16 protein-coding genes are annotated in these 11,273 nt (G+C 42.6%); all 16 read right to left on the bottom strand.

All coding sequences use genetic code 11. The features are described 5' to 3' along the window. Positions 1 to 128 precede the first annotated feature (128 nt). A complete protein-coding gene (locus HMPREF0623_RS04200) occupies positions 129 to 1,505 on the bottom strand; it encodes an APC family permease (protein WP_004165501.1) in 1,377 nt (458 codons plus the stop codon). Positions 1,506 to 1,516: 11 nt separating this feature from the next. Beyond that, a complete protein-coding gene (gene ald / locus HMPREF0623_RS04205) occupies positions 1,517 to 2,617 on the bottom strand; it encodes an alanine dehydrogenase (RefSeq protein WP_004166082.1) in 1,101 nt (366 codons plus the stop codon). A 320-nt stretch (positions 2,618 to 2,937) separates the two neighbouring features. Then, on the bottom strand, positions 2,938 to 3,156 hold the full coding sequence (locus tag HMPREF0623_RS04210) for a PspC domain-containing protein (RefSeq protein WP_002832235.1): 219 nt from the start codon (positions 3,154 to 3,156) through the stop codon (positions 2,938 to 2,940). Between the two features lie 326 nt (positions 3,157 to 3,482). Continuing rightward, positions 3,483 to 3,875, bottom strand: coding sequence for a 30S ribosomal protein S9 (gene rpsI, locus HMPREF0623_RS04215; RefSeq protein WP_002832236.1), 393 nt, complete (start codon positions 3,873 to 3,875; stop codon positions 3,483 to 3,485). A gap of 14 nt (positions 3,876 to 3,889) precedes the next feature. Next, on the bottom strand, positions 3,890 to 4,333 hold the full coding sequence (gene rplM, locus HMPREF0623_RS04220; protein WP_002832237.1) for a 50S ribosomal protein L13: 444 nt from the start codon (positions 4,331 to 4,333) through the stop codon (positions 3,890 to 3,892). Between the two features lie 125 nt (positions 4,334 to 4,458). Next, positions 4,459 to 5,205: a tRNA pseudouridine(38-40) synthase TruA gene (gene truA / locus HMPREF0623_RS04225; RefSeq protein ID WP_002832238.1), complete on the bottom strand. Its 747-nt coding sequence runs from the start codon at positions 5,203 to 5,205 to the stop codon at positions 4,459 to 4,461. A gap of 7 nt (positions 5,206 to 5,212) precedes the next feature. After that, positions 5,213 to 6,007, bottom strand: coding sequence for an energy-coupling factor transporter transmembrane component T family protein (locus tag HMPREF0623_RS04230; protein WP_005918860.1), 795 nt, complete (start codon positions 6,005 to 6,007; stop codon positions 5,213 to 5,215). Beyond that, the gene (locus HMPREF0623_RS04235; RefSeq protein WP_004165505.1) at positions 6,000 to 6,863 is read right to left on the bottom strand and encodes an energy-coupling factor ABC transporter ATP-binding protein; all 864 of its coding nucleotides are present in this window, start codon (positions 6,861 to 6,863) and stop codon (positions 6,000 to 6,002) included. The genes HMPREF0623_RS04230 and HMPREF0623_RS04235 overlap by 8 nt, the downstream gene beginning before the upstream one ends. Continuing rightward, positions 6,839 to 7,681, bottom strand: coding sequence for an energy-coupling factor transporter ATPase (locus HMPREF0623_RS04240; RefSeq protein ID WP_036671276.1), 843 nt, complete (start codon positions 7,679 to 7,681; stop codon positions 6,839 to 6,841). Before HMPREF0623_RS04240 ends, HMPREF0623_RS04235 begins: the two co-directional genes overlap by 25 nt. Before the next feature lie 179 nt (positions 7,682 to 7,860). After that, a complete protein-coding gene (gene rplQ / locus HMPREF0623_RS04245; protein ID WP_002832244.1) occupies positions 7,861 to 8,244 on the bottom strand; it encodes a 50S ribosomal protein L17 in 384 nt (127 codons plus the stop codon). A gap of 21 nt (positions 8,245 to 8,265) precedes the next feature. After that, positions 8,266 to 9,210, bottom strand: coding sequence for a DNA-directed RNA polymerase subunit alpha (locus tag HMPREF0623_RS04250; RefSeq protein WP_002832245.1), 945 nt, complete (start codon positions 9,208 to 9,210; stop codon positions 8,266 to 8,268). 83 nt (positions 9,211 to 9,293) lie between these two features. Continuing rightward, positions 9,294 to 9,683 carry a 30S ribosomal protein S11 gene (rpsK, locus tag HMPREF0623_RS04255; protein ID WP_002832246.1) on the bottom strand — a complete coding sequence of 130 codons (390 nt, stop codon included), beginning with the start codon at positions 9,681 to 9,683 and terminating at the stop codon, positions 9,294 to 9,296. Positions 9,684 to 9,703: 20 nt separating this feature from the next. Then, entirely contained in the window at positions 9,704 to 10,069 is a 366-nt protein-coding gene (gene rpsM / locus HMPREF0623_RS04260; RefSeq protein ID WP_002832247.1) for a 30S ribosomal protein S13, read from the bottom strand. Positions 10,070 to 10,094: 25 nt separating this feature from the next. Further along, positions 10,095 to 10,214, bottom strand: coding sequence for a 50S ribosomal protein L36 (gene rpmJ, locus HMPREF0623_RS04265; protein ID WP_002832248.1), 120 nt, complete (start codon positions 10,212 to 10,214; stop codon positions 10,095 to 10,097). Between the two features lie 27 nt (positions 10,215 to 10,241). Further along, positions 10,242 to 10,460 (bottom strand): translation initiation factor IF-1, encoded by a 219-nt coding sequence (gene infA / locus HMPREF0623_RS04270; RefSeq protein WP_002832250.1) that lies wholly within the window; start codon positions 10,458 to 10,460, stop codon positions 10,242 to 10,244. Between the two features lie 152 nt (positions 10,461 to 10,612). Further along, on the bottom strand, positions 10,613 to 11,272 hold the full coding sequence (locus tag HMPREF0623_RS04275) for an adenylate kinase (RefSeq protein WP_002832251.1): 660 nt from the start codon (positions 11,270 to 11,272) through the stop codon (positions 10,613 to 10,615). Position 11,273 lies beyond the last annotated feature (1 nt).

Below are 11,273 nucleotides of genomic sequence, written 5' to 3' on the forward strand. Positions count from 1 at the left end.
TAAATTAACTTATTCATCACCATTATCGAACAAGTGTTCGTGTTGGTCAAGTAAAAAAGCTAGGAACTTAATTAGTTCCTAGCCCTCGCATCCGTATGCTTAAGCAAAGTTGCCACTTGTTTGACCGTTCAAGGATCGGTCCGTTCAATAATGTGATTTTTAGAATATAGTTCGTACAGTGCAAATCCTACCACGAGCCATCCTAAATAAAACTCCCATGCCGAAAAAGTAATATTAGCCAATAAAAGCGCACAAATTAACATCGCAGCGATTGGGATTACGTTCCCAAACGGGATTCTAAAGGGTCGTGGCAAATCCGGATACTGCCGACGTAATAAAATCACGATTAAGGAAATTAAGAAAAATACCGATAACGAGCCCACGTTAGCAATCAACGCTAGATTTCGTAAATCGAAAAAGCCGGCTAGCAACGCCGCAAAACATCCACTAATCCACAATGCTAAGTTAGGACTTTGCGTTTTGGGGTTTAGTTTTGCCCAGTTTTGGGGTAAGAATCCGCCCCGGCTCATCGCCTTCATGACGTTGGAGTTAGCGTAAATAAACGCGTAAACTACCGCCATAATCCCCAAAATAGCTCCTGCGGAAACCACTTGCGCCGCTAAATCATGCCCCTTGCTCAATAAAACATACGCCATTGCTTCCGAAACGTTTAGGTGTGGATAAGCCACCACTCCGGTCATTACCATGCTGACCACAATGTAAAGCGAGGTGGTTACCACTAACGAGATGATAATCGCGCGCGGGAGGTTATGACGCACATTTTTAGCGTCTTCAGCTGAAGTTGCTAGCGCGTCAAATCCAAGAAACGTGAAGAAAACGGTCGAAGCTCCCGTGACAATCCCCTTAATTCCATACGGATTAAAGGAACTCCAATTACCCGTCTTGACATTGGGGACGCTCACCACGATAAATAGCAAAATGATCGTCAACTTCACTAAAACCAGCGCGTTATTGATCCACTTACTTTCTCCCGTCCCCTTCGTTAAAACGAAGGTGATTAAAAGGATCATCAAAAAGGCTGGTAAATTCATCCAACCTCCCATGGACGGCGCCACTAACAGTTGGTGGGGCAAGTTAACTCCCACTTCATGCAAAAATGAATGAACATAGCCGGTCCAACCATTTGCAACTGTAGCTGCCGTAGTCACGTACACACCTAATAAGGTCCAACCTGCTAAAAAACCTACGAGTTGACCAATGCTAACCCAAGCATAAACGTAAGCGCTTCCCGAATTAGGGATCGTTGTTGCCAATTCGGAATAGCATAGCCCAATTAGTCCACTAGCCAACGCTGCAATTAAAAAGGAGAAAACCACCGCTGGCCCGGCGGTAATGGCTGCAACAATTCCGGTTAACACCAAAATTCCAGTCCCAATAATCGCGCCAATTCCCAAAATTGATAAATCAAACAAACTCAGCGTTCGTTCTGCTTCACTTTTAGCAGCACTTTTAAAGATAAGATCTAAATTAATTCTATTTTTCATAAGATCATCAACTAACTCATAAACGGTGTGTATTCGATATTTAGACTATCCGCAACCGCCTTAGAAGTTAATTGTCCATTGAAAGTGTTAATTCCAGTCAGAACGGTTTGATTAGCGGCCGCCGCTTCCACTCCCTGGTTAGCAATCATCACTGCGTAACGAACCGTTGCGCTAGTTAATGCATCCGTAGCGGTTTTAGGCACCGACCCCGGCACGTTAGCAACCGTATAATGGATCACCCCGTGAGATACGTAGATTGGATCGTCCAACGTGGTTGCTTTAACACTAGTTTCAAAAATTCCACCTTGATCAATTGGAATGTCTACCACCACTGATCCCGGCTCCATACTATCAATCATTGCGGTAGTAACTAACTTCGGCGCCAACGCTCCCGGAATCAACACCGCTCCGATTACCAAGTCAGCTTCCTTAACCGCCCTTGCAATGTTATGGGAGTTTGATGACAAGGTTTGGATATTACCGTTGAAAATATTATCAACTTCAGCTAAGCGTTGCGCATTAATATCCAAAATAGTTACTTGAGCACCAAGTCCTACCGCAATTTTGGCGGCATTAAACCCTACGGTTCCGGCACCGATGATTGCTACTTTCCGCCGAGCCACTCCGGTAACTCCCGATAACAGGACGCCCTTTCCAGAATGCGGTCGCTCTAAGAAGTGAGCTCCTACTTGGACTGACATTCTCCCAGCAATTTCACTCATTGGAAAAAGCAGTGGTAAATCGCCGGCTGGCCCAACCATGGTCTCGTAAGCAATGCTAGTAACTTTGCTTTTCAACAGTGCTTCAGTTAGTCGGCGATCCGCTGCCAGATGAAAATAAGTGTAAATGATCAATCCTGGACGGAAGTATTGGTATTCTGCCGGTAACGGTTCTTTAACCTTCATAACCATTTCGCAGTTCCAAACGTCTTCTACGAAGCCCAGCTTTGCACCCATATTTTCATAAGTCTCGTCAGAATAACCCGAACCAATGCCTGCACCTTTTTCAATAACTACTTCATGTCCGGCCTGAACTAAATTTGCCACCGTATTTGGAGAAGCTCCGATTCGTTGCTCTTGCGCCTTAATTTCTTTAGGTATACCAATTTTCATAAGATTCCATTCCCTTCTTTTGTGAACAACTTAACGACGATCATTAAACCGGTACATTTTACTTATTCAAACGTACCTTGCTTCACTAAGTTATCGTTTTAAATCCAGGGTAGAATATTCTATCAACATCGCTAAAAAGCATTGTATTTGCGGCATTTACCACTATTTAATTTCACATCTCCGCTCACCTCCAACCACCCTTTTTCGGTTCCAGAATAACACACTTAAGCGTAAATTGCAGTAAGAATCCAAATAAAAAGTCTGGTTGATTTTATCTTCTAAAAGCAACCAGACCAATTTCATTATTTTTCTTACTACAACTAATTAATTATTTTACGTTTTTTTGAGTAATCCACGGGACTTTCCATTAATAACCATAAAATCAAGTACACGATGATTCCCGGAAAAATCGGTGTGAAGCTTAAAAGTAGGTAAATTATTCGAACGTGACTGGCATTCCATCCGTAATGCTCCGATAGTCCTCCCAAAACTCCAGCCAATAACCGATTATTTGCCGAGCGGTGAATGTTAATTTTCATACTTTCCCCTCCTCGTAGTTTTTATCAATTCTACCATTTAAATGATTTACCCGGTATTTTAATGCTTCACGATCGGCTTTTTAAAAGTTATTAAAATTCCTCCAACGGTTAGCATCCCGGAATAAAACGTTCTTTATTAAATGATAATCACCTTTATATTCTTCAATAAAAATAATTTAACTTCAAAGAGGCCCGTTCTATTTTATCGTTAAGTTTCCATTCCAAAATAGATAACATGACAACTTAATTACTAGTCGCAGTTATGACTGCACAAAAAAACACCCTCCATTCCTGGAAGGTGTTGTAATCGTTGTGTATAGTAACGATTAACGTTTTGAGAATTGTGCAGCCTTACGAGCTTTCTTAAGACCGTACTTCTTACGTTCCTTCATACGAGGGTCACGTGTAAGTAAACCAGCCTTCTTCAAAGGTGCACGGAAATCAGGATCAACATCCAAAAGAGCACGAGCAATACCATGACGGATTGCGCCAGCTTGTCCGGAGAATCCACCACCATTAACGTTAGCAATAACGTCATAGTTGCCGTTTGTTTCAGTTACGCCGAATGGTTGGATAACTACTTGACGTAAGTTTGCAAATGGAATGTATTCTTCGATTGGACGATCGTTTACAGTGATTTTACCGGTTCCCGGTACAAGACGTACACGAGCAACGGAGTTTTTACGACGGCCAGTGCCGCGATATTGTGCTTCAGCCAAAATTCATTTCCTCCTTAAATTAAGTTCGTGATGTCAAGCTTTTCTGGGTTTTGAGCTTGATGTTTATGATCTGTACCAGCATAAACATGCAACTTCAAACCAAGCTTACGACCTAGTGAGTTGTGTGGAAGCATACCCTTAACTGATGTTTCAATCAAGCGTTCAGGAGTCTTTTCACGCATTTCACCTGCAGTCTTCATCTTCAAACCACCTGGATGCAATGTGTGGTGGTAGTAGATCTTGTCTGTCGCCTTGTGACCAGTCAACTTAACCTTGTTTGCATTAATAACGATAACGAAGTCACCAGTATCCACATTAGGAGTGTATGTTGGTTTGTTCTTACCACGTAAAATAGATGCAACAACTGTTGAAAGACGTCCCAAAGGAACATCGGTCGCATCAACGACATACCATTTACGTTCTACTTCACCTGGTTTAGCCATATATGTTGTACGCACTTGAATTTCCTCCAATTTCTGTTTTGTTTAACTCAACTATAATAAGTTTCCGGGGCTTATTTTGTGGAGGTAAACAATACCAACTTCCATTATATTGACAGTCCCGGTTAAAGTCAATCAAAAATCTAATAATCGACTTCTTTTAAATATAACCCACTTGCTGGGGCAGTTCCCCGGGCTTGATTGCGATCCTTGACCGCCAAAAGCCGCGGGATATCATCCACCGGCCGCCGTTTACTACCAATTTCAACTAAAACGGCCACCATGATTCGCACCATGTTATATAAAAAACCATTGCCATAAAATTCAAAAATAATTTCGTTTTGGGCTTCATCCTTCCAAGCCTTGGCCTCGTAAATGGTCCGCACGTGATTTTTGGCCGTGCTTCCGGAAGCCACAAAACTAGAAAAGTCGTGGGTGCCCTCTAAATCTTTAATTGCTTGTTGAATCAATTCAATGCTAATCGGAAATTTCCAATGTCCGGTGTAATTGCGTTTAAACGGGTCAACAAATTCCCCTAACGCCATCCGGTACTGATATCGTTTGCCATGGGTGGTAAAGCGTGCGTGAAAGTCTTCGTCCACGATCTCCACCTTTTTTACCTGCGTATCTAACGGTAAAATACTGTTCAACGCGTGCAACATGTTATTGGCCGTCATTTCAATTGGCAGATCAAAATGCACTACCTGACCGAAGGCGTGGACTCCGGCGTCCGTTCGACCAGAACCGAAAATTGGAATTTCAGGTTGGGGGTTCTTTGCAATTTTATTCACCGCGCGTTTTAAAACTCCCTCAACCGTTCGTTGGTTAGGCTGCGCTTGAAAGCCCGCAAAGTTAGTTCCATCGTAAGCCATTGTAATCTTATAACGCATGTCAACCTCATCTTCTAAGGGCGATAATCACTACTGCTGCAAGCAGCATCGTTACCGTCCCGATAATATCATTTTTTGTATAATTTAAAACCCGATACTTACTGCGCCCTTCTCCACCTTGGTAACCGCGCGATTCCATCGCCGTAGCGAGCTCCTCAGCGCGACTAAAGGCACTTTCAAACAGTGGAATGAGGATGGCTACGAGCTTCTTTAAACGCACCAAAATCGACCCAGAGCTAAAATCAGCCCCCCGGGACCGTTGTGCATTTAAAATCTTTTCCGTCTCGTCGATTAATGTTGGCACAAACCGCAAAGCAATCGACAGCATTAACGCCATTTCGTAAACTGGGAAGTGCACTTTCTTTAGCGGCATAAAAATGGCTTCAATCGCTCCCGAAATTTCCAAGGGAGAAGTTGTCAGTGTAAGTACGGTAGAAACTAGAATAATTAAAATAAACCTTATCGCAATGTACACGGCATTTAAAAGTCCGTTGCTGGTTATGGACAGAATTCCCCAATGCCAGTAGACGTGACCCCCGACACCAAAGAACACCTGGATAATCATCGTCAGTAAAATGACCCCAATTAACGGCTTTACCCCGTCCCAAAAGAAACGTGGACCAATTGCCGACGCTGCGATAATCACCATTGCTAAAACAAAGCTTGCTAGGTAAGCTGCCCAACTATTGGCAAGAAATACGGCGACAATGTATACCAAACTTAAAATTAGCTTAGCGCGCGGATCCATTCGATGGATAAAAGAATGACCGGGAATGTACCGCCCAAATAAAATCTTATTCACGTGCACGACCCCCGTTCTGCTTAAGCTGTTCAATTAGTTCGCCCATTTGCAGCGGAACTGGGTCGAAGTGGAATCCACGTTGCATTAACCGTTGGGCAAACTCCGTAACCTGGGGCAGCCCTAACTGGTGTTCTAATAACCACTCTGGAGCGCTGAAAACGGCTCGGGGACTCCCCACCTTAATAATTTGTCCGTCATCCATTACCACAACCTGATCGGCATAGTTGGCAACGTCATCCATCTGGTGGGTCACTAACAGGATTGTTAAGTGCTCTTGTTCATGTAATTCCGCAAAAAGCTCCATCATTTCGGTCCGTCCCTGCGGATCCAGACCTGCCGTGGGCTCGTCCAAAATTAAGATTGCCGGGTTGGTTGCTAAAATTCCGGCAATTGCCACCCGACGCATTTGCCCACCCGATAATTCAAAAGGTGATTTTTGCCAAGTGTTTTCGGGCATGTGTACCTTTGCAAGTGCCTGCTGAGCTCGTTGAGTCGCTTCCGCGTCACTTAAACCAAAATTTAGCGGACCGAATTTAACGTCGTCCAACACGGTTTCCGCAAATAACTGACTTTCAGGAAATTGAAAAACAATTCCCACGTGCTGCCTTAGAGCCACCAGTGCCTTATTTTTTGTGGTTGCATCAATTACTTGATTATCAACCTCGACCGTCCCCGTCGTGGGCTTCAATAGACCATTAACGTGCTGAATCAGCGTCGACTTTCCACTACCAGTGTGGCCAATGATTGCGGTATACGAGCCAGTAGGAATTGTTAAATCAACGTCCCTTAACGTCAGGTTTTCAAAAGGAGTATGGGCTTGGTAAACGTAGCTTACTGATTTGAACTTAATTGACATACCCATTCCTCCAATTCAGCTTCGTTCATTTTTAATGCTGGTGGCACGTTGAATCCATGGGCCACGAGTTCGTCATAGAGCTGACCGCTAAAGGGCTTTTCTAGCCCAGTCTGCTCTAAAAGCTGGTTGTCCGCAAAAACCGCTTGAGGGGTACCCGTGGTGACTACTTTACCGTCATTTAATACAATTACCTGATCGGCTAGCATTGCTTCGCTAACGTCATGGGTAATTGAAAGAACGGTTAAATCTTGTTGTTGGTGCACTTGGTTGATTAGTTGAATAATTTCCGTGCGTCCCTGTGGATCAAGCATGCTGGTGGCCTCGTCCAAAATCATAATTTCCGGTTTAGCCGCCAACACTCCGGCAATCGCCACCCGCTGTTTTTGCCCACCAGACAACTGGTCGGGTTGCCGGGACTTAAAGTCACTCATTCGCACCTGAGTAAGCACCTGCTCAACAATCTGGTGCATCTCCGCAGTAGGAATTCCTAAGTTTTCCAGTCCAAAGGCCACGTCATCTTCCACCGTGGCGCCAACAAACTGATTGTCTGGATTCTGAAAAATCATGCCAATCTTTTTTCTGACGTCCCATACCGTATCCTCACTAAGGGGAATTCCGGCTACCGTGACCGTGCCTTCCCGAAACGTCATCAATCCGTCAATTGTGCGTGCTAAGGTGCTTTTACCGCTCCCGTTATGTCCAACAATTGCCGTCCAGGTTCCCTTTTGAATAGCGACCGAGACATCATCCAGTGCTTTTTTATCACCATTATTAGCGTATTTATACGTAAGATGCTTTACTTCAATAATGTTTTCCACAGTCCTACTCTCCCGATACAATATGGAACTAATTTTATCATTGTATACAAAAAAAATCACTGAAGATAAAGGTAGCAAGTCCGTAAACTCGCCGTGGGCTAGACTCGGATTTCTCCAGCATCGTAACACCCTACCAATATCTTAGTGATAGATTTTGTTATTCTTATAATTGCTTAGAATTAGTCAACTAATTCTAAGACAACCATTGGGGCACCGTCTCCGCGGCGTGGCATCGTTTTGTAGATACGAGTATATCCACCATTACGATCAGCATAACGTGGAGCCAATTCAGCAAATAATTTTTGAAGTGCTGAAGAAACTTTAACATCTTCACCATCTTCTGTAACATCAGCAACGACGTTACGAACAAATGCTGCAGCTTGACGACGGGCATGTAAGTCGCCACGCTTACCCAATGTAATCATTTTTTCAGTTGTAGAACGTACTTCCTTAGCACGGGCTTCAGTTGTAACGATCTTTTCATTAACAATTAATTCTGTTGTAAGATCGCGAAGCAACGCTTTACGTTGGGAGCTTGTACGACCTAATTTACGATAACTCATCTATGGGAACCCTCCTTATGATTAGTCTTCTGAACGGAAACTCAAGCCCAAAGCATTCAGTTTTTCTTGGATTTCAACAAGTGATTTACGTCCAAGGTTACGAACTTTCATCATTTGAGCCTCAGTGCGATCAGTTAATTCTTGAACACTGTTAATACCTGCTCGTTTTAAGCAATTGTATGAGCGAACCGAAAGATCTAACTCTTCGATTGTCATTTCAAGCATTTTTTCCTTGTGAGTTTCTTCTTTTTCCACCATAATTTCAGTCTCTTTAGCCTGGTCATTAAGGTTTACAAAGATAGCAAGGTGTTCAGTTAAAATTTTAGCAGATAAACTTGTTGCCTCACTAGGAGTGATCGAACCATCAGTCCAAATATCGAGCGTAAGTTTATCGTAGTCATCTCGTTGACCAACACGAGTTTTTTCAACTTGATAATTAACACGTTCAATTGGGGTATAAATAGAATCGATTGGCAATACGCCAATTGGCATATCCGCCTTTCGAGCCTTGTTTTCGTCCGCAGAAGTATATCCACGGCCAGTATCAGCAGTTAAAACGGCATGGAATGTCGTTCCTTCTGCAACAGTACAAATTGGTGAATCTGGATTGAGAACCGTAACATCACCGTCTCCCATAATATCACCAGCAGTAACGTTGGCAGGTCCCACTACGTTGATATCTAACGTCTTTTCGTCATCAGATTCAATCTTTAAGGAAACCTTCTTTAGGTTCAAAATAATTTGTGTAACGTCTTCTACAACACCTTCAATAGTGGAGAATTCGTGTAACACGTTATCAATTTGAACACTGGTAATCGCTGCTCCTGGAAGCGACGATAATAGGATTCGACGAAGTGAATTACCAAGCGTTGTACCATATCCCCGTTCTAAGGGTTCAATAACAAATCGGCCATAATTGTCATTTTCGTCAATTTTATGAATTTTTGGCTTCTCAAATTCGATCATTCTAATTTTTACCCCTTTCAAAACGCAGTCTGCATTTCGACTTTGAATGCATTATAAAGTTTGCCCTCAAACAGAACCGAACTCTATACACGACGGCGCTTTGGAGGACGAGATCCGTTATGAGGAACTGGTGTAACATCACGAATTGCGCTTACTTCAAGCCCAGTTGCTTGGAGAGCACGAATTGCAGCTTCACGACCAGAACCAGGTCCTTTAACAGCAACTTCAACATTCTTCATACCATGTTCCATAGCAGCCTTTGCAGCAGCTTCTGAAGCCATTTGAGCAGCAAATGGAGTCGACTTACGACTACCCTTGAAACCAAGTGCACCAGCAGATGACCAAGCAACTGCGTTACCTTGAGGGTCTGTAATCATAACCAGAGTATTGTTGAATGTTGAATGGATATGAGCTACTCCAGATTCAATATTCTTTTTTACTCGACGCTTACGAGTATTTCTTTTCGTTGCCATAAATGTTTAGCCTCCTTTAATTATTTTTTTCTACCTGCGATAGAAACTTTCTTACCTTTACGTGTCCGAGCGTTATTCTTCGTGTGTTGTCCACGAACTGGCAAACCACGACGATGACGCATACCACGGTATGAACCGATTTCTTGGAGACGTTTGATATTGAGACTAACTGTACGACGAAGATCACCTTCAACAAGATACTTGTCTACTTCTGCACGAATCTTGTCTTCTTGATCTGCTGTTAAATCGCGAACGCGAACATCTTCAGAAACATCTGCGTCCTTTAAGATTTTTTGAGCGGTAGTGTTACCAATACCGTAAATATATGTCAAACCGATGACAATACGCTTGTCACGTGGTAAATCAACACCTGCAATACGGGCCATTAAATTTCACCTCCAAGTATAATAATTATTTTCCTTGACGCTGTTTGTGCTTAGGATTTGCTGAGCAAATTACCATAACGCGTCCTTTACGTTTAATGATCTTGCAATGTTCACACATTGGCTTAACTGATGGACGTACCTTCATGAATAAATCCTCCTAAACGAATAAAACTTATTTGAAACGATAGGTAATGCGACCCTTGGTAAGATCGTACGGCGACATCTCAACCGTAACCCGATCTCCAGGTAGAATCTTGATGTAATGCATCCGAATCTTACCCGAAACGTGGGCAAGAATTTCATGACCATTTTCAAGCTCTACTTTAAACATCGCATTAGGCATAGTTTCTTTGACTTTGCCCTCAATTTCAATGACATTATCTTTAGCCACTAAATTTGTGCCTCCTAATTAACTTTTCTAACAGTAAAAACCAACAAAAAGCTTCAAAATATGTATTCCGAAGCTAAACCTGAATCAGCTTACCATACGAAAAAACTATTTGCAAACAATGAACGTTATCTATAGTACCAACAAGCACGAAATTAGAGAGCCTCTAATACTTTTTTGACTTCAGAATAAACATCGTTGATATCCTGATCGCCATTAATATTGTAAAGGAGATGCTTTTCTTCATAGTAATCAATCAAAGGCGCGTTAAGTTTTGTGTTAACGGCAATTCGATTTTTTACCGTTTCTGGCTTGTCGTCCTCACGTTGATAGAATTCATGATGTCCGCAAACATCACAAGTTCCTTCAACCTTTGGTGGATTGTAGAGCTTATGATAAGTAGCTCCACAATTCTTACAAATAAATCTGCCAGATAGTCTTTCAACCAAGACTTCAGGTTCAACATGAATGTTGATCACTGCCGTCAATGGTTTATTTAAGCGAGATGTCATTTCGTCTAACGCCTTAGCTTGTTCGAGGTTTCGAGGGAAACCATCAAGCATAAAACCATCATTGACATCGTCCATTGCTAGACGATCTTCGACAATCCCGTTAGTTACACTATCGGGAACTAGTTCACCCTTATCGATGAACTTTTTAGCTTCAATCCCCATCTTGGTTTCATTTTTCATTGCTTCACGGAAAATGTCACCGGTGGAGATGTGCGGAATTTTAAAATCCTCAATAATCTTTTGAGCTTGGGTACCTTTACCAGCACCAGGCAAACCCATCAAAACGAGGTTTAATTTAGTCATT

Source organism: Pediococcus acidilactici DSM 20284 (assembly GCF_000146325.1).
GTDB lineage: Bacteria > Bacillota > Bacilli > Lactobacillales > Lactobacillaceae > Pediococcus > Pediococcus acidilactici.